This is a genomic window from Halobellus ruber, assembly GCF_014212355.1.
Taxonomy (GTDB): domain Archaea; phylum Halobacteriota; class Halobacteria; order Halobacteriales; family Haloferacaceae; genus Haloquadratum; species Haloquadratum rubrum.
The window spans coordinates 170,543-197,185 of the sequence record NZ_JACKXD010000003.1 but is presented as its reverse complement, the minus strand read 5'-3'; the positions used below and the strand labels follow the sequence as shown (position 1 = coordinate 197,185).

Annotated in this window: 25 protein-coding genes and 1 pseudogene; 18 read left to right on the top strand and 8 right to left on the bottom strand. The window is 67.0% G+C overall.

The genetic code is table 11. The annotated features are described in order from the left end of the window. Positions 1-20 precede the first annotated feature (20 nt). From H5V44_RS09435 to mutL, 6 genes and pseudogenes are all read left to right on the top strand, one after another. Positions 21-1,694 carry an NADH-quinone oxidoreductase subunit D gene (locus tag H5V44_RS09435; protein WP_185192878.1) on the top strand — a complete coding sequence of 558 codons (1,674 nt, stop codon included), beginning with the start codon at positions 21-23 and terminating at the stop codon, positions 1,692-1,694. 209 nt (positions 1,695-1,903) lie between these two features. Continuing rightward, entirely contained in the window at positions 1,904-4,600 is a 2,697-nt protein-coding gene (gene mutS / locus H5V44_RS09430; protein WP_185192877.1) for a DNA mismatch repair protein MutS, read from the top strand. A 295-nt stretch (positions 4,601-4,895) separates the two neighbouring features. Further along, positions 4,896-7,553 carry a tetratricopeptide repeat protein gene (locus H5V44_RS09425; protein WP_185192876.1) on the top strand — a complete coding sequence of 886 codons (2,658 nt, stop codon included), beginning with the start codon at positions 4,896-4,898 and terminating at the stop codon, positions 7,551-7,553. 69 nt (positions 7,554-7,622) lie between these two features. Then, positions 7,623-8,186: pseudogene (locus H5V44_RS09420) on the top strand (MutS-related protein); the annotation flags it as partial. A 158-nt stretch (positions 8,187-8,344) separates the two neighbouring features. Further along, positions 8,345-8,776 carry an NUDIX domain-containing protein gene (locus tag H5V44_RS09415; RefSeq protein WP_185192875.1) on the top strand — a complete coding sequence of 144 codons (432 nt, stop codon included), beginning with the start codon at positions 8,345-8,347 and terminating at the stop codon, positions 8,774-8,776. Positions 8,777-8,847: 71 nt separating this feature from the next. Next, on the top strand, positions 8,848-11,121 hold the full coding sequence (gene mutL, locus H5V44_RS09410) for a DNA mismatch repair endonuclease MutL (RefSeq protein WP_343067731.1): 2,274 nt from the start codon (positions 8,848-8,850) through the stop codon (positions 11,119-11,121). Positions 11,122-11,222: 101 nt separating this feature from the next. Here the strand turns inward: mutL and H5V44_RS09405 are convergent, their stop codons facing one another. Then, complete coding sequence (locus H5V44_RS09405; protein ID WP_185192873.1) at positions 11,223-11,552, bottom strand: PGF-CTERM sorting domain-containing protein; 330 nt, start codon at positions 11,550-11,552, stop codon at positions 11,223-11,225. A gap of 75 nt (positions 11,553-11,627) precedes the next feature. Between H5V44_RS09405 and kdgK1 the strand changes: the two genes are divergently transcribed. From kdgK1 to H5V44_RS09380, 5 genes are all read left to right on the top strand, one after another. Next, positions 11,628-12,587, top strand: coding sequence for a bifunctional 2-dehydro-3-deoxygluconokinase/2-dehydro-3-deoxygalactonokinase (gene kdgK1, locus H5V44_RS09400; RefSeq protein WP_185192872.1), 960 nt, complete (start codon positions 11,628-11,630; stop codon positions 12,585-12,587). 4 nt (positions 12,588-12,591) lie between these two features. Continuing rightward, a complete protein-coding gene (locus H5V44_RS09395; RefSeq protein WP_185192871.1) occupies positions 12,592-13,272 on the top strand; it encodes a DUF6663 family protein in 681 nt (226 codons plus the stop codon). Between the two features lie 177 nt (positions 13,273-13,449). After that, the gene (locus H5V44_RS09390; RefSeq protein ID WP_185192870.1) at positions 13,450-14,376 is read left to right on the top strand and encodes a hypothetical protein; all 927 of its coding nucleotides are present in this window, start codon (positions 13,450-13,452) and stop codon (positions 14,374-14,376) included. Positions 14,377-14,456: 80 nt separating this feature from the next. Further along, the gene (locus tag H5V44_RS09385) at positions 14,457-14,783 is read left to right on the top strand and encodes an ArsR family transcriptional regulator (protein WP_185192869.1); all 327 of its coding nucleotides are present in this window, start codon (positions 14,457-14,459) and stop codon (positions 14,781-14,783) included. A gap of 298 nt (positions 14,784-15,081) precedes the next feature. Further along, complete coding sequence (locus H5V44_RS09380) at positions 15,082-15,477, top strand: hypothetical protein (protein ID WP_185192868.1); 396 nt, start codon at positions 15,082-15,084, stop codon at positions 15,475-15,477. A 93-nt stretch (positions 15,478-15,570) separates the two neighbouring features. Here the strand turns inward: H5V44_RS09380 and H5V44_RS09375 are convergent, their stop codons facing one another. Both H5V44_RS09375 and H5V44_RS09370 read right to left on the bottom strand, forming a co-directional pair. Continuing rightward, positions 15,571-16,044 (bottom strand): zinc ribbon domain-containing protein, encoded by a 474-nt coding sequence (locus tag H5V44_RS09375; protein ID WP_185192867.1) that lies wholly within the window; start codon positions 16,042-16,044, stop codon positions 15,571-15,573. A gap of 196 nt (positions 16,045-16,240) precedes the next feature. Next, entirely contained in the window at positions 16,241-17,692 is a 1,452-nt protein-coding gene (locus tag H5V44_RS09370; protein ID WP_185192866.1) for a carotenoid oxygenase family protein, read from the bottom strand. 119 nt (positions 17,693-17,811) lie between these two features. Here H5V44_RS09370 and H5V44_RS17815 point away from each other — a divergent pair, with 119 nt between their 5' ends. The 6 genes from H5V44_RS17815 (at position 17,812) to H5V44_RS09345 (ending at position 21,940) form a co-directional block, all read left to right on the top strand. After that, on the top strand, positions 17,812-17,943 hold the full coding sequence (locus H5V44_RS17815; RefSeq protein WP_281381253.1) for a hypothetical protein: 132 nt from the start codon (positions 17,812-17,814) through the stop codon (positions 17,941-17,943). Between the two features lies 1 nt (position 17,944). After that, the gene (locus tag H5V44_RS09365; protein WP_246403887.1) at positions 17,945-18,541 is read left to right on the top strand and encodes a hypothetical protein; all 597 of its coding nucleotides are present in this window, start codon (positions 17,945-17,947) and stop codon (positions 18,539-18,541) included. 46 nt (positions 18,542-18,587) lie between these two features. Beyond that, positions 18,588-19,244: a DUF6517 family protein gene (locus H5V44_RS09360; RefSeq protein WP_185192865.1), complete on the top strand. Its 657-nt coding sequence runs from the start codon at positions 18,588-18,590 to the stop codon at positions 19,242-19,244. A gap of 255 nt (positions 19,245-19,499) precedes the next feature. Further along, positions 19,500-20,486 (top strand): magnesium/cobalt transporter CorA, encoded by a 987-nt coding sequence (gene corA / locus H5V44_RS09355; protein WP_185193249.1) that lies wholly within the window; start codon positions 19,500-19,502, stop codon positions 20,484-20,486. 218 nt (positions 20,487-20,704) lie between these two features. After that, complete coding sequence (locus tag H5V44_RS09350) at positions 20,705-21,694, top strand: transcription initiation factor IIB (RefSeq protein WP_185192864.1); 990 nt, start codon at positions 20,705-20,707, stop codon at positions 21,692-21,694. A 66-nt stretch (positions 21,695-21,760) separates the two neighbouring features. After that, positions 21,761-21,940: a DUF7836 family putative zinc-binding protein gene (locus H5V44_RS09345; protein ID WP_185192863.1), complete on the top strand. Its 180-nt coding sequence runs from the start codon at positions 21,761-21,763 to the stop codon at positions 21,938-21,940. Positions 21,941-21,950: 10 nt separating this feature from the next. Here the strand turns inward: H5V44_RS09345 and H5V44_RS09340 are convergent, their stop codons facing one another. Next, positions 21,951-22,358 (bottom strand): translation initiation factor IF-2 subunit beta, encoded by a 408-nt coding sequence (locus H5V44_RS09340; protein ID WP_185192862.1) that lies wholly within the window; start codon positions 22,356-22,358, stop codon positions 21,951-21,953. A 314-nt stretch (positions 22,359-22,672) separates the two neighbouring features. On the opposite strand from H5V44_RS09340, the gene H5V44_RS09335 reads away from it, so the two are divergent. Further along, positions 22,673-22,909 carry a UPF0058 family protein gene (locus tag H5V44_RS09335; RefSeq protein WP_185192861.1) on the top strand — a complete coding sequence of 79 codons (237 nt, stop codon included), beginning with the start codon at positions 22,673-22,675 and terminating at the stop codon, positions 22,907-22,909. Between the two features lie 123 nt (positions 22,910-23,032). Here H5V44_RS09335 and H5V44_RS09330 read toward each other — a convergent pair whose 3' ends face one another. The 4 genes from H5V44_RS09330 to H5V44_RS09315 all read right to left on the bottom strand — a co-directional run bounded on the left by H5V44_RS09330 (position 23,033) and on the right by H5V44_RS09315 (position 26,504). Continuing rightward, complete coding sequence (locus H5V44_RS09330) at positions 23,033-23,485, bottom strand: DUF555 domain-containing protein (protein ID WP_185192860.1); 453 nt, start codon at positions 23,483-23,485, stop codon at positions 23,033-23,035. Positions 23,486-23,599: 114 nt separating this feature from the next. Further along, positions 23,600-24,511 carry a hypothetical protein gene (locus H5V44_RS09325; protein WP_185192859.1) on the bottom strand — a complete coding sequence of 304 codons (912 nt, stop codon included), beginning with the start codon at positions 24,509-24,511 and terminating at the stop codon, positions 23,600-23,602. Beyond that, positions 24,508-25,515 carry a hypothetical protein gene (locus H5V44_RS09320; protein WP_185192858.1) on the bottom strand — a complete coding sequence of 336 codons (1,008 nt, stop codon included), beginning with the start codon at positions 25,513-25,515 and terminating at the stop codon, positions 24,508-24,510. Before H5V44_RS09320 ends, H5V44_RS09325 begins: the two co-directional genes overlap by 4 nt. Continuing rightward, entirely contained in the window at positions 25,512-26,504 is a 993-nt protein-coding gene (locus H5V44_RS09315; protein WP_185192857.1) for a hypothetical protein, read from the bottom strand. The genes H5V44_RS09320 and H5V44_RS09315 overlap by 4 nt, the downstream gene beginning before the upstream one ends. Positions 26,505-26,643: the final 139 nt, after the last annotated feature.

Below are 26,643 nucleotides of genomic sequence, written 5' to 3'. Positions count from 1 at the left end.
GTCCCCGCGAACACGTGCGTATGCGACCGCCCTCCACGACCGTTGACGAATCGGTCCCGGCCGACGCGCGGGTCCACCGCTCCGCCGAGGCCGCGATCGACGGACTCGAACAGCAGTTCTCGATCCGCCGCGATGATCACCGCCACGCCCCGGGTGTCGTCGTCCGCGCTGACGCCGTCCGAGACGTTCTCGGGTTCCTCCGCGAGAAAGCGGGGTTCGATCACCTCTCGTGTGTCACCGCCCAGCAGTACGCGGACCGATACGAGACGATCTACCACCTCAAGCGGTACGACGATCCCACGACCGAGCTGAGCGTCGTCGTGCCCACGCCGCTCGGGGAGCCGACGAGCGAGTCGGCGGCGCCGGTCTTCCCGACCGCCGGATGGCACGAGCGCGAGGCCTACGACCTGATCGGCATCGAGTACGAGGATCACCCGGACCTGCGGCGGCTCCTGCTGCCGGAGACGTGGCAGGGACACCCGCTCTCGAAGGGGTACGACAAGGACCGGCCGCAGATCGTTCCCTACACCGAGAACGCCAATCCGATCCAGGACGATGACCGCGCCGGTGACACCCTACATTTGAACATCGGGCCGCACCACCCCGCGACCCACGGTGTCCTTCACCTGGAGGTGACGCTCGACGGCGAGCAGGTCGTCGATGTCGAGCCCGACATCGGCTACATCCACCGCTGTGAGGAGCAGATGTGCCAGACGAAGACCTACCGCCACCAGATTATGCCGTACCCCGACCGCTGGGACTGGGGCGGCGCGGGCCTCCTGAACGAGTGGGCCTACGCCCGCACGGCCGAGCTGCTGGCCGACATCGACGTGCCAGAATACGCACAGATCGTTCGGACGATGGCGGCGGAGCTCTCGCGGATGCTCTCGCACTTCCTGGCCGTCGGCGCGTACGCGCTCGATGTCATCGGCGACTTCACCGCGACCTTTATGTACGCGATCAGGGACCGCGAGCGGGTCCAGAACATCCTCGAAGACCTCACCGGCCAACGGCTGATGTTCAACTACTTTCGGCTCGGCGGCGTGGTCTGGGACCTCCCCGAGCCCCGCGAGGAGTTCTTCGAGCAGGTCTACGACTTCGTCGACGACCTGCCGGAGCGACTGGCGGAGTACCACGACCTCCTCACCGGTAACGAGGTTCTCCAGATCCGGACGGTCGACACGGGCGTACTCCCGGCGGAGACGGCGAAAGCCTACGGCTGTACCGGCCCCGTCGCCCGCGGTTCCGGGGTCGACTACGACCTCCGTCGCGACGATCCCTACGGCTACTACGACGAACTCGAGTGGGACGTGATCACTCAATCCGACGGCGACAACTTCGCGCGGCTCCTCGTCCGACTGCGCGAGATCGAGCAGTCCGCGCGGATCGTCGAGCAGTGTGTCGAGTTGCTCGAAGACTGGCCCGAAAGCGAGCGGGATATCCAGGCGAACGTCCCCCGCACGCTCAAGCCCGACGACGACACGGAGGTCTATCGGGCGGTCGAGGCCGCCAAGGGCGAACTCGGGATCTACATCCGTGCGGACGGCACCGAGACGCCGGCCCGGTTCAAGATCCGCGGCCCCTCCTTTTCGCACCTCCAGGCGTTCCCGGAGATGACCCGCGGTGGCTACATCCCCGACCTGATCGCCACGCTCGGGAGCCTCGACACGATTATGGGCGAGGTGGACCGATAGACCGGGTCGCGCCGCTCCATAGTTGTGGGCGAACAGCCGGCACCTGCGTTCGCTCCCCGCATCGACGTGCCGGGCAACCGCTGACCGACGCGGGGCGGACGTTACGTCACGGCGACGGTGGCCGCGTCATCGTATATAAACGATCGCGGCGAACTCGATGTCGCCGTCCACACCGTAGCGTTTTATCCGCCGCCCGTCCAGGTGCGGATATGGCCTCCCAGGGGATCGTCGAGGAGTTCCTCTCTCTGAAGTCCGACACCGACGCCGACGTCCTGACGATGCAGTGCGGCGACTTCTACGAGTTCTTCGCCGAGGACGCCGAACTCGTCGCCGACGAACTGGACCTGCAGGTCTCACAGAAGTCCTCACACGGGTCGTCGTACCCGATGGCGGGCGTCCCGGTCGACGACCTCACCCCGTATCTGAAGGCGCTCGTCGAGCGGGGCTACCGCGTCGCCGTCGCCGACCAGTTCGAGGACGGTGGGGACCACTACCGCGAGGTAACGCGGGTCGTCACCCCCGGAACCCTGCTCGAAACCGACGACGCCGACGCGCGGTACACCGCGGCCATAGCCGATGGCTCGGCCGACGGCGATCGAATCGGAGTGGCGCTGGCGGACGCGACCACCGGCCAGTTCCTGGTCGCCACCGCCGCCGACGCCGACGAGGCGCTCTCGGAGCTGTACCGGTTCGGGCCCGTGGAGATCCTCCCCGGCCCCGCGGTCCGCGACGACGACGCCGTCGTCCGGCGACTCCGGGAGGAGACCGACGCCACCGTCTCGCTGTTCGAGGCCGACGCGTTCGCCCCCGGACGGGCGGCCCACCGACTTGAAGCCCAGTTCGGCGCGGAGACGCTGTCGAGCGTCGGCCTCGACACCGACGCCGCGGTCCGGGCGGCGGGCGCGGTGCTGGCGTACGTCGAGGAGACCGGTGCCGGCGTGTTGCCGTCGATGACGCGGCTCCGAACCTTCGAGACCGACGACCACCTCGACCTCGACGCCACCACCCAGCGCAACCTCGAACTGGTCGAACCGATGCAGGGCGAGTCCGGCGACACCCTGCTGGGGACGATCGACCACACCGTCACCAGCCCGGGCGGACGGCTGCTCCGGGAGTGGGTGACCCGCCCGCGCCGGGACCGCTCCGAGCTCACCCGCAGGCTCGATTCCGTCGAGGCGCTTGCGTCGGCGGCGCTGGCCCGCGAGCGCGTCCGGGAGGCGCTCGACGGCGGCTACGACCTCGAACGCCTGGCGGCGCGGGCGGCCTCGGAAAGCGCCGACGCCGCCGACCTGCTTGCGGTCCGCGACACCCTCGCGATCCTCCCGGCCGTCGCCGACGCGATCGCGGGGTCCCGGCTCTCGGGATCGCCACTCGCGGCCGTGGTCGACCGCCCGGACCGCGACGCCGCGGCCCGCCTGCGCGACGAACTCGAAGGCGCCCTCGCCGAGGACCCCCCGAAGACGGTGACGCAGGGCGGGCTCTTTCGGGAGGGATACGACGAGGACCTCGACGAGCTGCTGGAACAACACCGCGAGGCCCGCGAGTGGATCGATACCCTCGCCGAGCGGGAGGCCCGGAAACACGGCCTCAACCACGTCACGGTCGACCGGAACAAGACCGACGGCTACTACATCCAAGTGGGAAAGTCCGCCGCCGACGGGGTGCCCGAGCACTACCGCGAGATCAAGACGCTGAAGAACTCCAAACGGTTCGTGACCGAGGAACTCGAGGAGCGCGAGCGGGAGATCCTCCGCTTGGAGGAGGCCCGCGGCGACCTGGAGTACGACCTGTTCTGTGCCCTCCGCGAGCGGGTCGCCGACCGCGCGGCACTCCTCCAGGACGTCGGCCGCGCCCTGGCGGAGGTCGACGCTCTCGCGTCGCTTGCAACCCACGCCGCCGGCAACGACTGGGTCCGGCCCGACCTGGTCGAACCGGGGCCGCTCCGCATCGAGGCCGGCCGCCACCCCGTCGTCGAGCGGACCACCGAGTTCGTCCCCAACGACCTCCGGTTGGGTGGCGCGGGCGGCGGTGACGGTGGCGCGGCAGGCGACGCCGACCCGGGCTTTCTCATCGTCACCGGCCCGAACATGAGCGGGAAATCCACCTACCTCCGCCAGGCCGCGCTGATCACGCTCCTCGCCCAGATCGGGAGCTTCGTGCCCGCCCGCTCGGCCACCGTCGGCGTCGTCGACGGGATCTACACCCGCGTGGGCGCGCTCGACGAACTCGCACAGGGCCGGTCGACGTTCATGGTGGAGATGCAGGAGCTCTCTAACATCCTCCACTCGGCGACCGAGGAGTCGCTGGTGATCCTAGACGAGGTCGGCCGCGGGACCGCCACCTACGACGGCATCTCGATCGCGTGGGCCGCAACCGAGTACCTGCACCAAGGTAACAATCTACTGGTAGATGGGGGCGGCGGCCCCAAAACGCTGTTCGCAACCCACTATCACGAACTCACGGAACTTGCCGAACGCCTCTCGCGGGCAGCGAACGTTCACATAGCCGGTGAAGAAAACGACGGTGAAGTAACGTTCCTGCGGACGGTAAAGAAGGGACCTGCAGATCGGTCCTATGGGATCTACGTTGCGGAGTTGGCAGGCGTGCCAGACCCGGTTACCAGTCGAGCACGCGAGGTTCTCGAATTACTTCAACAGGACAAGGCAATCGACGTACGAGGCGGATCGAAGGGAACAGAGCAAGTCGTATTCGATCTCGGGAGCGGACAGCTCAAGACCGGCGACGACTCAGAGACGACAGCGGAAACCGCCAGTAACGGTGGAGGATTCGACCCCGAAATCGAGGCCGTAGTTGATGAGATACGCGCAACCGATGTGAACGATATCTCACCGCTGGAACTGATGAGCCGCGTGCAGGAGTGGAAGCAAAGGCTCGACGGGAGCTAATAGAGGGTGTTCATATCCGATGAATATGGAGTGTATAGCGGTGATGATAATCGATTATATGTGTCGGCTCAGAGGAGGCCTCGGCGAGCGCGGATCAGTCGGCAGCCACTCTGAATCTACTACTCCGACATTGGCAAGTCTATCGGAGCCGAATTATCAATTTCCCGAATATATACAGCTCCAAGCGATACGTTTACCAGAGCCGGTAAAGTCGTTTGCTGAAGACCCTTCCCGACGTAATATAATATGCCTGATCAAAACCTTTTCATTTGGTTGAACAAAACACGGCACGTGGATGGGTGCAGAGGAAGTCGCGTTCGGTGTAGGAGCAAATCTCATAGCCGCGGGGCTGCTCCGAATTGAAAACATAACCCGTGATGCCCTCCGCGACACGTTTCGGGAGGCAGAGTTCTCGGCGGAACTCGACGACGTGGAAACAATATTCATCGGCGAACTACAGAACCAAGTCGCCGAAATCGACTCGCAACGAGACACCGGAGAGATTGCTGGTGTCGTCGAACGATGGGATTCGGTTGTCCGCGAACTCTACGGGCTCGAAGAAGCGGCAGAGGTGGATGGCGTCGATCAGATACTGTTCAGTAGTGAGCAAGAGGCCGTAGAGGAGATCAGCGCGGCAATCGCCCGTGCTGCTGGCTTTGACATCGCAGACACTCCGCAACTGGAAACAGATCTGATGGCTGCGGTCGCAAGAGCATACCGTAACGCGATAGAAGAGTGCCCTGAAGTGTTCGGTGACTCAATTGCAGAGCAGTTCCTCATTTCATCCGCGATAAAGCTGCACGACCGTCTGTCGGACGTGCAGCGGAAATTGGATGACCTGCACCGGCGGTTCTCCCGACGAGCGTACGACCTGCATCCTGGCAACGAAGCGGGAAAACAACGGGTTGCCGAGAAGGTGCGACAGGAGAATCCACACTCGTCCGAAAACGTCCGGACCGAGTATGTCGACCGACCGGAACTGAAGGACGTCGCGGACGACGAGAGTCTGCTGCTACTCGGGCCGGGCGGATCAGGAAAGACCCGGTCGCTCGTAGAACTCGTGCGCTCACACGAAGGCATCGATCACATCGTTTATCCACGCAGCGTGTTCCAGAACCCGGAGCAAGCCAGCGCGTTCGTCACGGAGCGATTCGAGGGCGACGTGCTTCTCGTGTGGGATGACATCCACAAGGCTAATCCCGAAGAGGATAACACGGTCGTGCGGAGGGTGGTCGAGGAACTTCGCGACCTGTTGGCTCCGGAGCACGAACTGCATATCCTTGCAACCGGCCGAATCAAACAAAAGGATCAGATACCCGGCGATCCGGATGTCGACGACGGACTGTGGCGCGGCGTTACCCCAGTCGAACTGGCGTATCTCGATATTGAACCTCTTGTACAGCTAATCCAGAAGGCAGTGGATGCGTACGAGGTCACCGTGAGTGACGAATCGAGACGAGCTTTTCTTAAAAAGACGCTAGATTCGGAGCCGACGCCGTTGTTCGTCACCTCGGTGCTTGAAAACGCCGGGGAGGAGCTAACCGAGGAGGACGTCGAAGCGCTCCCGGAGACTGCCGTCGAGATTTGGGAGAAGGGGTATCAACGGACCGCCAAGGAGCCACGGAGGGCGCTTCGCTCGATGAAAACACTCGGCGAACTCGCTCCGGGGAGCGTATTCCCCAAGTCGCTGCTTCGTGGCGTGTATTCGGAGGTATTCGATGGCCCCGAAGCCGATTTCGATCAACCGTTTCAAAAGGTTCTCAACGAATACTGGCTCTTCGAGGCGGAAGCCGACGGGGAAACCACCTACGGAATGCACGACGTGAAGCAGGCGGCAGTGGAGGCCGAATCGGATGAGTTCCTCCTGGATAGGCTTTCGACGTTTTTGATCGAGAGCCAGGAACAGTACTTTCGATACGTCTCTCCTCCGACTCGACGAGTTATTCACGGGAACCTCGCAAAACGTGCGGAGGATATCGAATGGGCAGTCAATATAGCGAGAACGCACTACAACTACATTCTCGATCATATCGACGAGGAGGATGAAGTAACGCTATTTAACCTCGGTGTCCTGCTCGACGAGGAGGGTGAGACAGACGAGGCAAAACGCCGGTACAAAGAGGCGATTGAGGCCGACCCTGACTACGCCGAGGCGTACTCAAATCTCGGTGTCCTGCTGAAACAGGAGGGTGAGACAGACGAGGCAAAACGCCGGTTTGAGCAGGCGATTGAGGCCGACCCTGACTACGCCGAGGCTCACGCAAACCTTGGATTCACCCTACTGAGCGGATCCGAGTACGCTCCTGCAATCAAGAGGTTCGAAACATCGGTTCGCCTCTGGCTCAATGCGGGCTCCATCGAGAACGTCATCAACGATATGGGGGCGCTCACTACTGCGCTCGAAGGAGCCGAAGAACGGTCGAGGGCGATCGAATGCTGCGTAACTGCACTCGGAATAGCCGCGAACGCCGGTCTTTCAGAGGATGCTGTCGGATGGGCGTGGAACTATCTCAGTGACAACGCGAGTGAGAAACCATCGGTAACGGTTCGATGCGCCGGTGTAGAAACGATTAGCGGTCGTCTGAACGTTGGATACAATCTATTCTACTTGCTGAGAGAAACCGAGAGAGAAATTGACGGGGAATATGCTCGAATTGCCGACGTGGCCGTCGCTGCGTTCCACAGACTGTCCGAAGCCGGAGACGAGAACGCTGAAACGATCCTGAGCGACGTCGATCCGGACACCCTCTCAGATGCTGCGTACGCGGTGTACTCGTATCTACAGAGCGGTGAGTCCGATCGACGGACCAGTGACGAAGCTTCTACACAGGAATTTGCCCCGTATCCGTTTGCGGCCGATGATCACGACCGGCGGATCGCGAACATATCCCTCGACGAGATCGAGCAGCGGCTGTTCGATACGCTCCTCAGACAGCTCCGAGAGGAGACGTAGCCGTTATTCTCGATGTAGTCCTAACGAGGAAGATCACAAATGAACCGACACCAGTAGATCGTCGTCTCGATCAACGAGGTGCGCGCGAAGACGCTGTTTGCGACCCACTATCACGAACTCACCGCGTTGGCGGACCACCTCGACCGCGTCGAAAACGTCCACGTCGCGGTCAACGACTCGGGCGACGACGTCACGTTCCTCCGCACGATCGAACCGGGGGCGACAGACCGGTCCTACGGGGTCCACGTCGCCGACCTCGCGGGCGTCCCCGACCCGGTTGTCTCCCGGGCCGACGACGTGCTGGAACGGCTCCGCGGCGACGAGGCGATCGATGTCCGGGGGAGCGAGGGCGGGGGCGGAACCGACGCCGGCGACACCCACCAGGTCGTCTTCGACCTCGACGCCGGCGGGTTTCGGACCGACGCCACTGCGGACGGCGGGGAAGCGTCGGCTGACGGGGCCGAAACCCCACCCGACGCCGGCGACCCCGGCGGACCCGACCCGGACCGTGCGCCCGACCCCGCCGCCGAGTCGGTGCTCGCGGAACTCCGCGAGCTCGACGTCGACGAGACCCCGCCGGTGGAGCTGATGGCGCGGGTCGCCGAGTGGCAGGCGGAACTCGACGGGGAGTGACTGCGGAGCCGGCGAGCCGGAACGCCACCGGTACTGATTAGGGACTCACCGACGACACACAGTTAACGGATGTGTCTCGCCGAACGACCGGCCCGCGGTCCCGACGGGAGCGGGCGCGCGGATCACCGACCGACGGCCCCGCACCGAGGGGGGCGCGCGTGACCGACGTCCACCTCGAAGCCACGATCAGCCTCCGGGGGGTCGTCTTCGCCCCCTGCGGCGACGTGCTCGTGGTGCGGCGCGCGACCGACGGCGGGTGGGAGCTTCCGGGGGGACGGCTCGCACCCGACGAGGGGGCACTCGAGGGCGTCCAGCGGGAGATCGTTGAGGAGACCGGGCTCGACCCCGACGTGGGCCGCCCCGTCCACGCGGTGTCGTGGCGGAACGAGGCCGACGAGGGTCGCTTCGCGGTCTACTACTGGTGTGTGCTCGACGACGAGAGGATCGATCCCCGTTCCGGCGTCGATCCGGTGGAACTCAGCCACGAACACACCGACCACGTGTGGCTCCCGCCCGGGCGGGCGACCGAGCGGTTGAGCGACCCACAGGAACAGGCGGTGTCGGCGGCAACGGGGGTGTACGACCCGTGAGCGGCGACGGCGACGCCCCAGGCGGCGACGGCAGCGCCGCCGATGCCGACGACCCGGCGTCGACGCCCACGATCCGCGAACTCGACGACCGGACCGTCCGGCAGATCGCGGCGGGCGAGGTGGTCGAACGCCCCGCCTCCGTGGTGAAGGAACTGGTCGAAAACAGCCTCGACGCCGGCGCCGACCGGATCTCCGTCGCGGTCGAGGCCGGCGGCACCGAGGGGATCCGCGTCCGCGACGACGGCGTGGGGATGGACCGCACGGCGGCCGAGCGCGCGGTCGAGGAACACACCACGAGCAAGATCGATTCCATCGACGACCTCGAAGCCGGCGTCGGGACGCTGGGGTTCCGCGGCGAGGCGCTCCACACCATCGGCGCGGTCTCGCGGCTCACGATCCGAACCAAGCCCCGCGGCGGCGGGGCCGGGACCGAACTCCGCGTCGAGGGCGGCGAGGTGACCGAAGTCGGGACCGCCGGCTGTCCCGAGGGGACCGTCGTCGCGGTCGAGGACCTCTTCTACAACACCCCTGCCCGCCGGAAGTTCCTGAAGACGACCGCGACGGAGTTCGACCACGTCAACACCGTGGTCACCCACTACGCTCTCGCGAACCCCGACGTCGCGATCTCGCTCGAACACGACGATCGGGAGGTCTTCGCCACCGAGGGCCGCGGGGACCTCCGGTCGGCGGTGCTGTCGGTGTACGGCCGGGAGGTCGCGGAGGCGATGATCGAGGTCGGCCGCGGCTCCGATATGGGCGACGGCGGGTCGGCACCGACAGCGGAGGGCGACTCCCCACCGGTCGAGTCGGTAACGGGGCTCGTCAGCCACCCCGAGACCACCCGGAGTACCCGGGAGTACCTCTCGACGTTCGTGAACGGCCGGTACGTCGCTGCGGGCGTCCTCCGTGAGGCCGTCCTCGACGCGTACGGCGGCCAGTTGGCGTCGGACCGCTACCCGTTTGCGGTGCTGTTCGTGGCTCTCCCCGCAAATGCGGTCGACGTGAACGTCCACCCCAGAAAGATGGAGGTCCGCTTCGACGACGAAAGCGGGGTCAAGCAGGCCGTCACCGCCGCGGTCCGCGAGGCGCTCTTAGAGGCGGGGTTGATCCGATCGGCCGCGCCGCGCGGGCGGTCGGCGCCCGACGAAACCGAGATCGACCCCGAATCGCCGGCCTCGGAGGTCCGGGGCGGAGCCGGGCACGGGAGCCCCGATACGCCGTCGCCGGGCGGGGGACGATCGCGTCGCGACGGCGTCGACATCGACGCCGAGGGCGCCCCCACCTCCGATTCCAGCTCTGCGGACGCGGCTGCCGTGGACGACGGCCACGCGCCGCCATCGGGGACGGATCGCTCCGATCCCGACGCCGGCTCCGGGAGCGACTCCGCCCCGGACGGCGACGATCCGGCTGACGACGGCGGCGACGCCCGGACTGTCGACCCCGACAGCGACGACGCCCGGACTGTCGACCCCGACAGCGACGACGCGTGGACGGTGTCACCGGGCGGCTCGGGCGGGGACGACACCGAGCGGGGCACCGGGACGGATCGGGGACTCGGCAGCCAGTCGAGCGCACGCGGGGACGACCCCGGACGGCCGCACGTCGATGCCGAACAGTCAGGCGTCGGATCCGGAGCCGACTCCGCGTCCGCGCCGCAAGAGGACCGATCCGCCGGGGTGCCGACCGGCGTCGTCGGCCCGACGATCCAACGCGATCTCACCGGCGACGCGGCCAGCCTCGACCCCGAGTTCGACTCGTTGCCGTCGATGCGGGTCCTCGGGCAGTTGCACGACACCTACGTCGTCGCCGAAACCGACTTCGGACTGCTGTTGATCGATCAACACGCCGCCGACGAGCGGGTGAACTACGAGCGTCTGCAAGCCGAACTCGACGGCGACGTCGCCACCCAGGCGCTGGCGGAGCCGGTCGACGTCGAACTCACCGCGCGGGAAGCGGCGCTGTTCGGCGAGTACCGCGACGCCCTCGCGGAACTGGGCTTTCGGACCGAACGGGCCGCCGACCGCACGGTCGAGGTCCGGAGCGTGCCCGCGGTGTTCGCCTCGGCACTGGATCCCGAACTCCTTCGCGACGTGCTGTCGGCGTTCGTAGACGACGGGGGCGACTCGGCGGTGGCGTCGGTCGCTGACGAACTGCTCGCGGACCTGGCGTGTTACCCCTCGGTGACCGGCAACACCTCCTTGACCGAGGGGTCGGTGGTGGAACTGTTGAACGCGCTCGACGGCTGTGAGAACCCCTACGCGTGCCCCCACGGCCGCCCGGTGATCATTCAAATCGACTCGGACGAAATTGACGAGCGATTCGAGCGGGATTATCCCGGCCACTGACACCTCGATGCCTCAGATTCGAAGTCCGTGACTGTTCCCCCGACACCGGTTCTCGATATCCCCGGAACAGGGGTGTGGCTCGGAGTCGCCCGCCCCGTCAGTCACGACCGCCGGCCCCAGGCGAGGGCGGCCACGAGGAGCGCAAGCGCCGCGACGAGCGCACCGAACCCCGGAACACTCCCGTCCGTCCCCGTCGACGTCGCGGCACCACCGCTGTCGGCGAAGAGGTCGACCGATCCGACCTCCTCGCCTTCGAGCGACACCGATCCACTCTCGCGCGGCTCGAACGTGATCTCGACAGTCGTGGTCTCGCCGGGATCGAGCGCGACGACGGCAACGGGCGTGGTACGTGGCAGCGTCGCGGTGTGGGTGGCGCCCGCAATCCCGTGTGTGACGTTCGCCGCCGTCCACTCGCCCCCGGCGTACCGCATCACCTGCTGTTCCGATCCCTCCGGCGCCCGGCAACGACACCCGGGCTTATGTGGTCCCTCGGAGAACGGTGGCGTATGACCGACATCGCGACCTTCGGCGAGACGATGCTGCGGCTCTCGCCGCCGCGGGGCGAGCGCCTCGAACGGACCCGCGACCTCGACGTCAGGGTCGGCGGCGCCGAGAGCAACGTCGCCGTTGCGGCCGCGCGGCTCGGCCGCGAGACCACCTGGCTGTCGAAGCTCCCAAAGTCCCCGCTCGGCCGGCGCGTCACTGCCGCCCTCCGGAGCCACGGGGTTCGCCCGGCGGTCGCGTGGGACGGCAGCGAGTCGGCGCGGCTCGGCACCTACTACCTCGAACACGGCGGCGACCCACGCGGGAGCGACGTGATCTACGACCGTCAGGGGGCGTCGATCACGACCGCGACGCCGCCCGAGTTGCCGGTGGGGGCCATCGAGGGCGCGGACCTCTTCTACACCAGCGGGATCACACCCGCGCTGTCGTCGACGCTCGCGGAGACGACCGCGGAACTGCTCAAAGCCGCCGGGGGGACGGGGTCGACGACGGCGTTCGATCTCAACTACCGCTCGAAGCTGTGGTCGCCCGAGGCGGCTGGGGAAGCGTACGAGTCGCTGTTTCCGTACATCGACGTGCTGGTCGCCGCCGAGCGCGACGTGAACACCTGTCTGGACCGCGAGGGCGACGCCATCGAGATGGCCAACGGCCTCATACACGAGTTCGACTTCCGGACGGTCGTACTGACCCGCGGGGAGCACGGGTCGGTTGCGGTCCACGACGGCGAGGTGTTCGAACAGGACGCCTACGCCGCCGACACGTTCGACCCCGTCGGGAGCGGCGACGCCTTCGTCGGAGGGTATCTCGCCCACCGGGTCCACGGCGGCGGCGTCGCCGAGGCGCTCGCGTACGGCGCCGCGGCAGCGTCGCTGACACGCACCGTCGACGGCGACGTCGCGGTCGTCACCGCCGACGAGGTGGAGTCGGTCGTCGACGAGGACGGGGGCGGGCTCTCCCGGTGAGCCGATGACCGGATCCGACCCGACCACCGAGGGGCGGTACCGCGTGCTCGGCCGGCCGCGCGACCCCGCCGAACTCCTGCTCGTGACGGTCGACGGCGGGACCGACCCGGGCGGCGGCCCCGACGCCGGGGAGTCCGACGCGGCGTTCGAACCGGTGTACGTCGACACGACGGGGTACGAGGGTGACCTGGCGGCGACGGTCGACGGGCTCCACGCGGGGATGCTGGTGGACGCGACGTTGGTGTGGCGCGACGGCACCCCGCGGTTCCGTGAGCTCGACGTCGTCGCCGACACGGCCTTCGAGTTCCACGACGGCGTCACCGGGATCTTCGAGGCCGCGAAGAACGCGTGGATGGTCGCGGAGGCCGACAACGAAGGGATGAACGCGCGGGTGACCCGGAACACCGACGGCGAGCCCAACGGCGCGCTCTACGTGTTCGCGAAACAGTCGGGCGCCCGCGACCTCTTCGAGGAGTTCCGCACCGGGGTCACGCCGCTGTCGCCGCTCGTGACCCGGGTCGACGAGGCGGAGTCGGTGCCGCCGGAGGCCGACCAGCCGCGGGCCACCTTCGTGCTCCGTCCCGCCGACGAACCGTTTCTGGTTGTCTACGTGGCCTTCCGGCGGGACGGCGTGCTTGCGGAGACGATGCGGACGACATACGGGGACGGGTCGATCGTCGGCTGACACCCCGTCACACGCCGCGTTCGACGCCCACAGCCACCGGGTGGCGTTATCCGCTTCCCGCGACCGAATTCAGTTTTGACACCGTATTTTTCGTTCCATACCGCTTTTCGCCCGCTGAATATCTCCTTCGATAATCGGTGGCGAGGATACATTACGCGCGCAATCGAACACGTACTCGTGTCGAACTCCGCCGAAACTCCGGGCAGTCAGCCCCCGTCGCACGGCGACCACCGCGGGGAGCGCTCGGCGGAGGCGCCCCCATCGCGCCGGATCCGGCCGGTCGATGTTGCGCTCGTGGCGGTGATTCCGGCGATGCTCGTCGGGGTGTTTCTCCTCCCGATGGAGCTCCGGCGCGACCTGGCGCTGCTCTACACTGAGCCGTCGGTGGTGACGATGTACGCCTCGCACTTCGTCCACCTCGATCTCCCGCATCTGACGGCGAACCTGCTCGTCTACCTGCTTGTGGTTCCGTTCTCGCTCGCCGTGAGCGTCTGGAGCGGGCGGCGGCGGCGGTTCTACGCCGTCGCCGCCGTCGTTTTCGTCGCCTTTCCGCTGGCGCTGTCGGGGCTGAACGTCCTCCTGCCGCGTCCGCGGATCGGAATGGGGTTTTCCGGGATGAACCTCGCCTTTGTCGGGTATCTGCCGCACGTGCTCGCGGACCGCTTCGAGGCCGAGCGCCCCGAGTGGGAGCGGAGCCGTGCGGCGCTGCTCGCGCTGCTGTTTTTCGTCGGCACGGCCGTCGTCACGGTCCGGATCACGGCGTCGATCTACCACACCGCACAGCCGGGGCTCCACTGGCTCGTGGTGGCCGGCGCCGGGAGTCTGGCCGCGGCGGTGGCGCTGACCCGGCCGCTCGTCTCCTGTCTCCGGTCGCAGGGGGTCGCCGGCGCGACGATCCCCCCGCTTGCGGCGCTCGGGAGCCTGCTGTTCGTGCTGCTGATGACCGTCGCGTTTCCCGACGTTTCGCCGGCCGACGGGAGCGTGGTGAACCTCTTCCTGCATTTCCTGGGGTTCAGTTTCGGGTACATCGTCCCGTATGCCGCGTTTCAGGTACTCGGGCTCTCCTTGGGGAGCCGATCCGAGCCGGCGACGGCGCGGAAATGATAGCCTAACGTCCAGTTATAGAATCATTATTGATACTTGGGGGCGTATATTTATATATCCGAAGCACAGACACCACTGGTATGCGGCTGACAGTACCCACCGACTTCGACATCCTCGACGCGTTCGCGGACGGCCGGCGCAACAACGCGGCGAACCTGGCCCACGAACTCGACCGCAACCGGTCGTACATCAACACCCGGCTGCCGGTGCTCGCGGACTACGGGCTGCTCGAACGGGTAGGGCCGGCACCGAAAAGCGGGCTCTACGCGATCACCGAAAAGGGGCTCGCGGCGGCGGAGCACCGCGACGACTACCGGACTGACGGCGTCGACTTCGACGCGCTGGTGGACCAGGCGGTCGAGGCATCGTCGTCATCCTCGCGACCGGCGTCGCCGGCGGACGACTGAGGCGGGGTCGTCGGGGTCGACGTCCCGTTTCTCGATACCGTCGCTTCCGTCGGCGCTCTTGCCGCCCGGTCGCCACGCCTCGGCGAGAGCGTCCAGCGGCCCGCGTCGATCGCCCGCCGGAGTTCGCGGTCGCGCTCGGGCTGATACTGTCGGCTATCACTACGTGACGGGTTTCCACACCCCCGGGGTGTCGAAATCCGTCACGCGACGATAGCCGACAGTCCGAACCACACGCGGCTCGCTCCGCGGGCAACCAGAGATCACGGCGGGGACCGACGGCGACCCGAACGCGTCGGTGGTGACCGTCAGCGAGCCCGCGGCCTTCGACGTGGCCGTGATCGAGGTCGACTCGAAGCTCGGCGTCGTCACCAGCGAGACCACGATCCTCGTCGCCGAGGTGGAGAGCGCCGGTGACCTCGACCTGAACGGAGCGGTCGAGATCGACTACGAGGACGGCACGGCAACGGACACCGCCGACATCCAGGAGGTCAACCTGACGTTCGAGGACGTCCCCGACCCGACGACGGTGACGACTCCGGCGAGAACACCGAGGAAGGCGACGGGAGTGACGCTGGCGGCGATGGTAGCACCGCCGGGAGCGACGAGACTGTCGAACGGGAAACGTTCGGCGTCGCCCCTTCCGTCCGGATCCTGGGGATCGGCGCGGTCTTCGTTGCCGTCGTGCTGGGGCTGACGGTCGTGTTCCGGCGTGACGACTCCTCGCAAGAGCGGCTGTAGGACTCACGGCTGTTCGTCCCGCGTCCCCCGTGCCCGCCTCCATAGCTATCTACCGCTTGCTTTCCTCGTCGAGCCGCGTGGTACACCACGGACAGAAGTCGAGCTCCGGATCCAGTTCCTTGCCGCACTCCGGGCACTCGGTCGCCCCCGCCCCCGTCCCGGTGACGCCGCCCGCTGCGACAGCGGAGCCGCTTCCGGACTCCGACGCCGTCGACGGCCGTTCGCCGTCGCTGTCGCGGGCCTCCCGGTGGCTCATCCGTGCGAGAACGTACGCGTCGGCTACGCTCGCGACCGCGACCGCCAGCAGCGGCGCCAGGGTCGCCACGTCGCCGCCGGAGCCCGAGAGCAACGCCCGCGCGGCCTCCGGCGGCACGAACAGCGCCGACATCGCGACGGCGACGGCGAACCACCCCAGGCCGCGCTTCCAGCGCCGGAGGTAGATGTGACCGAGTCCGGTCGCGAGCGTCCCGAGCAGCGCCGCGAGCCACGGGCGCTTCCCCGACGCCTTCGATCGGCCGACCATATCCCATCGTTCATACGCCGCCGATTAGGCTTTGGGGGCTCGGGCGTCGCAGCCGCCCTGAGGTTTATCATCGAAACCGGGACCACGCCCTGCGTGATCTGAGGCGTGCCCCGCGTCGGGCAGCGGTCGTCCGGCACGTCGGCGCGGGGACCGCGGTGTGCCGGCTGTTTGCCCTCCATTCGGTGCGGTATGATCCTCACTCCGATCCCGCGACTCGAACGCCCGGGAAGTACCGGCCGTGGAAGTCGAACGGCACCTGGTGGGGCAGGGTGGCTCGGGCCCGCTCCTCGAACGTCGACCCGTCGAGAACGATCAGCCGGGAGGCGTCGGCGCCGTCCTCGAGCGCGACCGTCAGCACTACGCCGTCGTCCTCGGCGTCGCCATCGGGGTCGGGCACGAAGATCGGCTCCCCGAAGTAGTCGCCGCCGGACCGGTGTTCGACCGCGTCACCGGCCTCGGCGTCGATCTTCAGTACCCCGTGGGCCCACCCGCTGGCGGGCTGGTCCATACTCATCGCGTAGACGTAGCGGTGGGACCGACACCACCGCGCGGGCGAGACCGTCGGTAGCGCTGTCCCGTCGTCGTAGACGGTCGCACGCTCGACTGTGGCGTCGCCGGGGCCGTATCGCCCGTCGCCGCCGAGCGAGATCGTGAACCGGTCCAGCCGCCCCGCGAGCGTGTCGAGTTCGCCCGCCCGGAGCTCGTCGAGGTACAGCGAGTCGATAGTGGTCGCGTCCGGAACCGTTTCGAGATCGAAGACGATCTCGCTGCCGCCGGCCCGCTCGAAGGCGTTGACGTGGTGGAACCCGAAGATCGGTTCCGCCGTCGGGGTTGCGACCGTCTCGCCGGTGGTTCGGTCGACCACAACCACCCGGGTTCCCCTGTCGGGCTCCCACTCGAACTGCTCGATGAACGGGCCCTGCCGGCCGGGTTTGAGGAACCGCCGGGGATCCAGCCGGAGCGGGAACTCCGTGAGGACGACGTATCGCGGGGTGAGCGCGAAGCTGTGCATATACGCGGGCTTGTCCGTCTCGACGGTCCCGACGTGGACGCGGTCCTGCGGGCCGTCCATCGCGTAGATGTGGTATTTGCTGGTCCGGCCGAACTCGGTGGCGACGTTGAGGAGCCGTCCCGTGGCGGGATCCCGCTTGAGATGTGCACACGAGAGCTGTCCTGTCGGCGCCGACCCATCGTAGGTGACGTGGCCCGTCATCGTGAGGCTGTTCGGGTCGACTGCGATCCACCGCGGCGATTCGGTCAGCGCGAGGAACTCCTCGCCGACCCGCTCGACGATGATGTTGGTGTTATCGTAGGGGCTCGTGAGAAACGTCGCCAGCCGGGAGCGGAGCGTGGTCTCGCCCGTCGCGAAGCCGCCGTCGAACTCGCCGGCTCGGGCGGCCTCGTAGGCCTCGGTCCGGAGAAAGCGGTTCCGGTAGTGAACCTCGCCCCCTTCGGGGTCGAAGGTGAACCGGTACAGCATCGCGAGGCCGTCGAACCAGTGGTCGACGGCGCTGCCGTCGGGAAAGGAGAACGCGCCGGGGCCGTTCCGGATGAGGCTCCCCGTCAGCCACGGTGGAAGCGAGCCTTCGACCGACAGCGACGCCGCGACCTCGTCGTGTAGCGAGTGGAACCCTGGATGCTGCGCCATACCGGACGGTCGGTCCCGACCGGGAAGTAGCCGGTGGCCCCTGTCCCCCGAGACGGTCGGGACCATCGACCGGAAATACGGTAAGAGTTAACACACTCCAGCACACTTCTCGGGTCGTGATGAGCGGCCGGCAATCGTTCGTCTGTCAGGAGTGCGGCTGTCGCGTCTCGCCCGGATCGTTCCGCGCACGGTGTCCCGAGTGCGACGGGAAACTCGGGATCGGCGAGACCGCGCGAGACTGCACAGAGTGAGATGACCCGCCGGGATCGCGCCGGCGACGACCCGTCTGACCGGACTCGTGAGTCCGATCGTGAGCGGCCGCCGAGCGACGACACCTCGGACACCGATACGTCGCCGGACGGCGGACCGGCGTCGGCTGACCCCGGGCGGATCCGGTCGCTGGCGGTGACCGAGAGCGATGTCGTTGACGCGCTCGAAGCCGCCGCGCGCGGCGGTCGCGAGATCGTGCTCCGGGTCACGCCGCCATTCTCCGGACGGATGCGGGCGCGACTCCACGACGCGGGTGCCGTCGACGCCGAGGGCGACTCGGGGACGGGCTATGAGGGAACGACCGAACCGGGAGACGGGAGGGACGCCCCCGACGCGGCGGCAGCGGTGCACGTCCCGCCGGAGCGGTTTGTCGAGGACCCGCCCGCGTACCCCACCGTCGACGACACGGAGGACGAACTCCGAGGCTCGGAAGCGCCCTACACCCGCGAACGCCACCGGGAGCGCCATCAGGCGGCCGTCGCGGAGTGGCGGGACACCGTCCGTCGACGGCTGGCCGAGGAGGTCACACTCCGAACCGAGAAGGGGCCGACGACGGTCGCTGTCGCGTACCTCGGGTGAGTTCGGACCCGCGGTTTTAATCCCGCCCGAGCGGGAACTGGGTGTGATGGTACTGAATCGCCGGGGGGCCGCGGTCGTTGCCGTCGCGCTGTTATTGCTGACCAGCGGGTGTATCGGGTTCCTGACCGGCAGCGAACCGCTCGAGTTCTCCGCGGAGCCGGCTGCCGCCTCCGGCTCCACGGCGACGGACGCGGGCTACGAGTACAACGGCACGCGCGAGCTCACGCTCAATCGAACCTTCGAGGTCGGCAGTCAGGAGCGCCGGGTGATCGCGACGAACCGGATCGCCGACTACAGGAAGAGTATGGAGCTCGGACCGCTCGGCGAGGCGGAAGTCGGCGTGTTCAACGTCGTCACGACGCCGGCCGTCGAGGTCGCCGGCCAGACGCTGAACCCGATCGGGAGCTACTCCAACGCCCGGCTGGTTGAGTTCGTCCAACAGCAGTACTCCGGGCTGGGCGACATCCGCCGGGTGAGCGAGCGGAACATCACCGTCCAGGGCACCGAAACCGCGGTGACGAAGTTCTCCGCGACCGCGACCATCCAGGGCCAGGAGGTCGACGTCTTCATCCACGTCATCAAGTACCGCAACGGTGACGACTTCGTCGTCGCGATCGGGGTCTACCCGCAACAGCTCGAAGGCTCCGAGGAGTCCAACGTCCTCTCGATGATGCGCGCCCTCGAGCACCCGGTCGAGGCGTAGTCGCAGTCCCGCCCGCAATCGGAGGGGACCGTCCGCCGACGAACGGTTTTGTCGCCGCTCGGAGAAGCGTCCGGTATGGCGTCCACGCGACGGATCGGGATCGGACTGGCCGCCGTCTCGGTGCTCGGCTACGCGACCGGCGTGGTCGCGCCGCGAGCATCGTCGGACTGATGATCGGTGTGACGCTGTACGCGATCGGCCGCGAGGACGGTGAGTCAATATGACGCCACGAAGGGCCACCGGAGGGTGTCGCGGGTGATCTCCGCAATCGTCTACGACGCCGACAGCGTCGAACGCTACGCCGTCGACGGCGAGGCCGACCTCGAGGCCGCACGGAACGCCGCCGGCACCACGTGGGTCCGGGTGAGTTCGGCCTCGGAAGCGGAGCAACGCGCCGTCTCCGAGACGTTCGGCCTCCATCCCCTGGAGACCGAGGACGTCCGGAACGACGTTCGACCGAAGACCGAGGAGTTCGCCGCTCACGCCTTCGTCCTCGTGAAAACTGCCGCGCTCGAACGTGGAGAGACCACCCTCGAGGAGGAGATCCGGACCCAACCCACCGGGCTGTTCCTGGGCGACGACTGGATCGTGACCCTGACCGTGGAGGACGACCACGTTCCGGCGGTCTCCGACGTCTGGCAGTCGGTGGAGAACCAGGAGGGTCGGAGGCTGAAGCAGGGGCCCGACTTCGCCGCCTACCGCGTGATCGACCACGTCGTCGACGACTACTTCGACCTGCTCGACAGCGTGGGCGACACCATCGAACTCCTCGAAGACGAGATCCTCTCGACCCCCGACGAGGGGCTCAACGCGGTCCGACGGGACCCCCTCTCGTTCCGGAAAGTGGTCCGGCCGATGCGGGAGGCCGTCGGGGTGTTGGCACGGGGTGACCTCGCGGAGGTGGGGGAACCCACAGAGAAGTACTACCGCGACGTCTACGACCACCTGGTGGAGATCGTCGACCTCACCGAGACCTACCGCGACCTCACGCGGGCCACGCGCGATATCCATCTCAACGTCGTCTCCCAGTCCACGAACGAAGTGATGAAACGGCTCACCGTCGTCGCGACCATCTTCATCCCCCTGACGTTCGTGGTCGGAATCTACGGGATGAACTTCGGCGAGCACGGCACGGACCTCCCGGGGCTGTCGTGGCCCTGCGCGCACCCGGCGGTAATGATGGGGATGGGACTGGTCACCGGCATCCTGCTCGTCCACCTCCGGCAGGAGGGATGGCTCTAATCCCCGCCGGCGGAAGTGATATATATCCTCGGAGTTCCCGTCCTGCTCCGGGTTTACACGTGCTAAACGCCGTTCATTGGCGCCCGTGCATTGATTTTGATGACATTGCTTGAGCGAAATATTTAAATACACGAGACGCTTACAGCTGGTAAGGTCAACCCCGGCTATTTCGTCTCGGATATCGGTTTCTCTCCGGCGGGGGCAAACCGCTTCCAACCATGAGCGACACACAACTCAGAGACCGAACGGAGGGGTACAGCGCGGCACGAACGGACACCGTCGAACACGAACACGAGGCGGAACGCGAGGAGCTCGTCTGCCCGGAGTGCGGCGGCAACGTCGTCGTCGACGAGTCCCGCGGCGAGACGGTGTGTTCGGACTGCGGGCTGGTCGTCGACGAGGACTCGATCGACCGCGGGCCGGAGTGGCGCGCCTTCGACAGCGCCGAGCGTGATCAGAAGTCCCGCGTGGGTGCGCCGACGACGAACCTGATGCACGACAAGGGGCTGTCCACCAACATCGGGTGGCAGAACAAGGACGCCTACGGCAACTCCCTGTCGTCGCGGCAGCGCGAGCAGATGCAGCGGCTCCGGACCTGGAACGAACGGTTCCGGACCCGCGACTCGAAGGAGCGGAACCTCAAGCAGGCGCTCGGCGAGATCGACCGGATGGCGTCGGCGCTCGGACTGCCGGAGAACGTCCGGGAGACCGCCTCGGTCATCTACCGCCGCGCCCTCGACGAGGATCTGCTCCCCGGCCGCTCCATCGAGGGCGTCGCGACCGCGGCGCTGTACGCCGCCGCCCGACAGGCCGGCACGCCGCGCTCGCTCGACGAGATCGAGCGCGTCTCGCGGGTCGACAAGATGGAACTGACGCGGACGTACCGCTACGTGGTCCGCGAGCTGAAGCTGGAGGTCGAGCCCGCCGATCCCGCACAGTACGTCCCCCGCTTCGCCTCCGACCTCGATCTCTCCGACGAGGCCGAGCGCCGGGCGCGGGAGCTGCTGGAGAGCGCGAAGCGCGCCGCGATCCACTCGGGGAAGTCGCCGGTGGGGCTCGCCGCCGCCGCGGTCTACGCCGCGGCGCTGCTCACGAACGAGAAGGTCACCCAGAACCAGGTCAGCGAGGTCGCCGACGTCTCCGAGGTCACGATCCGGAACCGCTACAAGGAGCTTCTGGAGGCCAGCGACGCCGGAGTGGCGGCGTAGGCGACGCCTGCCCCTTGGCGGTACCGTGCACCAAGGTTTATTGACGTACCGACAGTGACCACGCGTATGGTCGAAGCGTTCGTGAGACTGCTGTGTCCCGAATGTTCAAAGAGCTGGCAGGACGAGCCGTCGTCGCTGCCGGGCCACCGGAACAACTTCACGTGTTCGGCCTGCGGCGCGACCCGCCGCCTCGCGGAGTTCATGCGGACCGAACGCGACCTCAACGCGGTCAAACAGTTCGAGTAGCGGTCGGCGTTTACAGGTCCGGAATCGACGAGATCGCCCCGCAGGCGTCACATTTCAGCACCGTCGTGCCCCGCTCGTCGACAAGCTGGGTGTCCGGCGAGCGACACTCAGAGCACGTCACAAAGCCGTCGACGTACGACTCCACGGCGTCGGCGATCCGGCGCTGCTTGAAGTCGCCGGTGAACCGCGCCCGCCCCCGGTCGTCGATCTGTGCGCTGGTGCCGAGCTCCGACTGCAGGAACCGCATCACGTGGTCGGGCTCCCGCGCCAGCCGGTCGTGGACCGCCCCGAAGTTCTCCCAGACCGTCCTGTTGCCCTCCGCACGCACCTCCGGGTCCGGGACCTCGAAGCGTCCCCCGGCCTCGGCGATGTCGGGCGACCGTTCGAGTGCTCGATCGAGTTGATCCTCGTAGTCCATACGCGACCCAACGGACAGCGCCGTGTAAAACGTTCATGTTCCCGACTCCCGACGGCCGGCCGCGCCCGTCGCTGCGGGCCCCCGGGTCGGCGCGTGATACTGTCGGCTATAGTCGCGTGAAGGATTTCGACACCCTGGGGTGCCGAAAATCTTCACGTACTTATAGCCAACAGTATGACTCGGCGCTCCCGATCCTTCATCATCGAACACGGTTAATCGGTCGAATTGGGGCGTTTCGGGCCGATATTCGGGAGAAGCGTGTTAACGATACTCAGGATAGTAATATATCCCTCCAGTCTTAACTACGGATGCTTATGAAAAAGCAGGAGCTCATCCACCTTCACGGCCTGCTTGCGGAGGTACACACACAGGTCGAATCGTGGGACGAAGAGGAAGTACCGCTCGAAGCGTACAACGAACTCGGCGTCCGGCCGACATCGATCCACAAATCGAAAACTGATCACAAGGACGCAGTGTTCCGACTGATTACCGGGATCACCGGATCCTTCGACGAGGAAGAACGGACCCGCGTCGCCGCGACCGCCGACTGACTTCCCACGCGCCGTTCTGCGGACTCCTTACCCCGTTAGCCGTGGTACCGTCGCTCGACGGTAGTCCTCCGGAACCCGCTCCCGCCGACGATCGCCCCTCCCGGCGGCGGTGCCGCGATCCCGTCACCCGTCTTCGACCAGCTCGTCGAACTCCGGGATGAGGTCGTCCTCGCCCCCGTCGGAGGTCGGGTCCTCGTCTCCGGTGTCGGTCCCCGCGTCCGCGTCGTCGCTGTCGTCGGAACCTTCGATCTCCTCGACCGAGAGTACCTTCAGCGGGACGTTCTCCAGCCGCTGGCCGATCTCCTTCCGGGCGATTCGGGAGGCGTGTTCCTCCTGTTCGACGTTGAACACGGTCATCTCCAACTCCAGGGCGACGAGCGCCTCGTCGGCCGCGATGAACGCCGGGGGAAGCTCCTCGCCGTCGGGGGAGGTTCGGGAGCCCATCGAGATCTCGACGTAACTCAGGTCGGGGTTGAGCATCCCGCCGGTCTTCGAGATGGCGATCCGGATGGCCTCCTCGGGCGTCGTCACGTCGTACACCGGAATGGCGGCCTCGACGACGACTCTGCAGTCCATACGGGCAAGTACGGTCGCCGGCGGCATCAAAGGTTCGCCGGTCGTGACAACGTCGTGGGCGATAGACGGGGGCCGGCTGGGCGGTCGTCCGGATCCCGACCCCCTTCGAGACCGCTACGGCGATCGGTTCCGCCGAACGGTGTCACGGAGCTTCCCGCGCATCGCCTCGACGACGGTGCTCCGGTCGTTCCCGCGGCGCTCCGCCACCAACAACGCCCGGAGGTCGTTGGCGCTGGTGACGTTTTCGAGCTGTGCCTCGACCTCGCGTTCGGAGAAATCGGCGGGCTCGAACGGCACCACCGATCCGACCGTGAGCGTCGGCGACCGGCGACCGACCTTCGTGGGGCCGACGTCGTCGCCGGCGCGCTCGTCGGCGGCGTCGAGTTCGACCACGATCCGTGCCGGCGCCTCTATCAGGAAGCTCACCCCCCGAGCGGGGTCCAGCTCGATCGCCTCGGCGTCGAATCCCTCGTCGTCGACGGTGACGAGCTCGGCGTCCTGCCGGGCGGCGTCGATCCGGCCGTCGGGGTACCGGACCGTGACGGCCACCTCGGCGCCGTCGACCTCGTTCCGGGCGGTGTACCGGCCGGGGCGCAACAGCAGCACCGAGAACAGGTCGTCCTCGACCAGTTCGTCGCTGTCGAACTCCCGGCGCTCCCGGCGCTCACCCACCGGATCCACGGTGATCGAGTAGCCGCCGGGGCCGCTCCCGACGTGGAAGACCGCGACGCCGTCCTCGCGGATGCAGTCGAACTCTCCCTCACAGGAGCAGCCCTCCGGGTCGGATCCGGCGTCGGCGTCGTCGAACGACGCGAGGTCGTAAGTCGCCTGGATGGTGTGGTAGTCGTCGCTCACGGCCAGGAGCCGCGAGCCGACGAGTTCGCCGTCCCGACGAACCCTGATCAGGTAGTCGCCCTCGTCGGGGAACCGGTGGACGAGGGTTCCGAGCACGTTCACGGCGGCGCTGTCGGCGCCCGTCTCGGTGAACAGATAGCGGTTCAGCCCGGGTGCGGTAGTGGTGGTCATTGGTACACTCCGACGGTCGCCGTGAGAACGACCTCGGTTTCGGTGAGGTCCAAGTCGAGTGCCTCGATGGGCACCGTGACCGGAATGAGTCGCGGTTCGTTGCCCATCGTCGGGTCGCCCAGCGGCGGCGACCAGTCCAGCACCGGGAACGGGTCCTCGATGCGGAACACCGGGTAGTCGATGAAGTACTCGTCGAGCATTTCGATGATGATTCCGGGGACATCCAGGCTCACCCCGATGATGTCCGAGAGCCACTCGGCGGCGTCGTCGCCGATGTCGAGCGCGTCGCGGATGAACCCCACGAGCGAGCCGGCGATCCCCTCCAGCACGTCGATGGCCCAGTCCGGCAGGAAGCCGACGAGCGCGTCGACGGCCCGGTCGAGCAGATCCTCGACCAGGTCGCCGACGATGTCGGCCACGTCGAAGACGTCGACGTCGAACGTGTCCGGCAGGAGGCTCACGTCCCAGGAGTTCACGAGCGGGGGATCGACCGGCCCGGACTCGCCGGCGGCTTCGAGCGCCTCCAGGGCGTCGTGTTCGTCGACTTGGGCCTGCAGGTAGTCCGTCGTCCGGTTGGTGCTGTACCCGACCAGGAGGTCGGCCAGTACCGATATCTCCGACCGAACCCACCCGAGATCCAGCGTCAGCGACAGGTCCGGATCGGCCTCGAAGAAGCACTTCCGGGGCGCGCGGACGCAGTCGCCGAACCACCCCGGCGTGATGCAGAACCCGCCGATGCAGACCTCGGGGATGTCCAGCTCGAAGTCGAGGTCGAAGGTGTCCCACACCACGTCGAGTTCGTCCAGCTTCACCTGGTCGGGGGTGTCCCGGAAGTCGACCAGCCGGTCGCCGTGTTCGAGGTGGCCATCGATGTCGGCCGACACCGAGAACGCGCCCCCGGCCGTGGACGGCTGTGCCCGGATCCGGGTGACCGACGGGTCCAACAGCGCGGCGACCACGTCGTTGACGCCCGCCTCGGACACCGCCAGCGTGAGGTGGGTCACGGCCCACCTCCCGTCGCGTCGACGTCGAGATCGACGTACACGCGCAGTTCGTCCGCCTCGATGGCGGGGTTGTACGGCACCGCCCCGGACGTGGGCAGTTCGACCGTCGCGGTCAGCCCGCCCAGCGTCAACACCGGGTTCTGCATCGCCAGCGCCTGCTGGACGGTTCGTTCGATGGTGTCGGCCAGCGACGGGAACACGCCCAGCCGGAGGAACACCTCGATGTAACACTCCAGCGAGTGGACGAACCCCGCCGGCAGCGGAAACTCCTCTATCGTCTCGAGGTCGGTCAGCCGGATGTCGTCGATCCCGAACGTCGGGGACTGCGGCACCGTCAGCGGCCCCTCGACGGTCGGCCGATCGACCATCGACACGGTGCCGACGACCTTGACGTCGAGACAGAAACAGCGGAGGCGGTCCGCCTGTGGGACCGCGGGTAACCCGAACTCCGCGAGCAGCGCCTCGTCGTCCATCGCCGCGTCCATCTCGAAGTCCTCGCGGCGCTCGACGTACGACCGGAACTGTTCGATGGCTTCGAGCGCCCCGTCGAGCTCGACGTCGCCGGGACAGCCGAGCCCCGCACACACCGACGCGTTGGCGGCGTACTGCTGGTCTTTGAACGATAGCTCCTCGGTCGGCGGCGCGAAGTCGATGCCGAGGTCGGTCACCTGGACCGCGTAGTCCATCCCGACCAGCCCGTCGGTCCCCACCACCGGGAGCGGCTCCTCCTCTGTCATCAGGGGGTTGTCCCACCGACGGTCGCGCACCTCGGGGGCGTACGGGATCGCCTCGCAGGGCGGGAGGCTCCCGTGACGTACATCCACGTACTCGGGTGGTGGTACCTCGGCGGCGGCGTAGGCTCCGGCGACGACGCGGGCGGTCCCGTAGTTGAACAACGACGGGCGCTTGTGTTGCAGGTGTGTGACGACGCGGTTGATACCCTCCTCGTGGAGCGCACCGTACACGTCGCTGTGGTCAGTGTATGCCATAGTTGCGTACCGGCTGTGTTCCCGATACGCTGTCTCGGACGACAGCAGTAGTAATAACATTATTGATTATTCTGAACTGACGTGAACGGAAATACGGCTATATTGTTGAATTAGCCACTCAAACAAGTGATTCTAAAAA

What these genes read in the sequence shown, in the direction of transcription:
- H5V44_RS09435 (WP_185192878.1), top strand. Translation starts at nt 21, where the DNA reads ATGCGACCGCCCTCCACGACCGTTGACGAATCGGTCCCGGCCGACGCG.
- mutS (WP_185192877.1), top strand. Translation starts at nt 1,904, where the DNA reads ATGGCCTCCCAGGGGATCGTCGAGGAGTTCCTCTCTCTGAAGTCCGAC.
- H5V44_RS09425 (WP_185192876.1), top strand. Translation starts at nt 4,896, where the DNA reads ATGGGTGCAGAGGAAGTCGCGTTCGGTGTAGGAGCAAATCTCATAGCC.
- H5V44_RS09405 (WP_185192873.1), bottom strand. Translation starts at nt 11,552, where the DNA reads ATGCGGTACGCCGGGGGCGAGTGGACGGCGGCGAACGTCACACACGGG.
- kdgK1 (WP_185192872.1), top strand. Translation starts at nt 11,628, where the DNA reads ATGACCGACATCGCGACCTTCGGCGAGACGATGCTGCGGCTCTCGCCG.
- H5V44_RS09395 (WP_185192871.1), top strand. Translation starts at nt 12,592, where the DNA reads ATGACCGGATCCGACCCGACCACCGAGGGGCGGTACCGCGTGCTCGGC.
- H5V44_RS09385 (WP_185192869.1), top strand. Translation starts at nt 14,457, where the DNA reads ATGCGGCTGACAGTACCCACCGACTTCGACATCCTCGACGCGTTCGCG.
- H5V44_RS09375 (WP_185192867.1), bottom strand. Translation starts at nt 16,044, where the DNA reads ATGGTCGGCCGATCGAAGGCGTCGGGGAAGCGCCCGTGGCTCGCGGCG.
- H5V44_RS09370 (WP_185192866.1), bottom strand. Translation starts at nt 17,692, where the DNA reads ATGGCGCAGCATCCAGGGTTCCACTCGCTACACGACGAGGTCGCGGCG.
- H5V44_RS17815 (WP_281381253.1), top strand. Translation starts at nt 17,812, where the DNA reads ATGAGCGGCCGGCAATCGTTCGTCTGTCAGGAGTGCGGCTGTCGCGTC.
- H5V44_RS09365 (WP_246403887.1), top strand. Translation starts at nt 17,945, where the DNA reads ATGACCCGCCGGGATCGCGCCGGCGACGACCCGTCTGACCGGACTCGT.
- H5V44_RS09360 (WP_185192865.1), top strand. Translation starts at nt 18,588, where the DNA reads ATGGTACTGAATCGCCGGGGGGCCGCGGTCGTTGCCGTCGCGCTGTTA.
- H5V44_RS09350 (WP_185192864.1), top strand. Translation starts at nt 20,705, where the DNA reads ATGAGCGACACACAACTCAGAGACCGAACGGAGGGGTACAGCGCGGCA.
- H5V44_RS09345 (WP_185192863.1), top strand. Translation starts at nt 21,761, where the DNA reads ATGGTCGAAGCGTTCGTGAGACTGCTGTGTCCCGAATGTTCAAAGAGC.
- H5V44_RS09340 (WP_185192862.1), bottom strand. Translation starts at nt 22,358, where the DNA reads ATGGACTACGAGGATCAACTCGATCGAGCACTCGAACGGTCGCCCGAC.
- H5V44_RS09335 (WP_185192861.1), top strand. Translation starts at nt 22,673, where the DNA reads ATGAAAAAGCAGGAGCTCATCCACCTTCACGGCCTGCTTGCGGAGGTA.
- H5V44_RS09330 (WP_185192860.1), bottom strand. Translation starts at nt 23,485, where the DNA reads ATGGACTGCAGAGTCGTCGTCGAGGCCGCCATTCCGGTGTACGACGTG.
- H5V44_RS09325 (WP_185192859.1), bottom strand. Translation starts at nt 24,511, where the DNA reads ATGACCACCACTACCGCACCCGGGCTGAACCGCTATCTGTTCACCGAG.
- H5V44_RS09315 (WP_185192857.1), bottom strand. Translation starts at nt 26,504, where the DNA reads ATGGCATACACTGACCACAGCGACGTGTACGGTGCGCTCCACGAGGAG.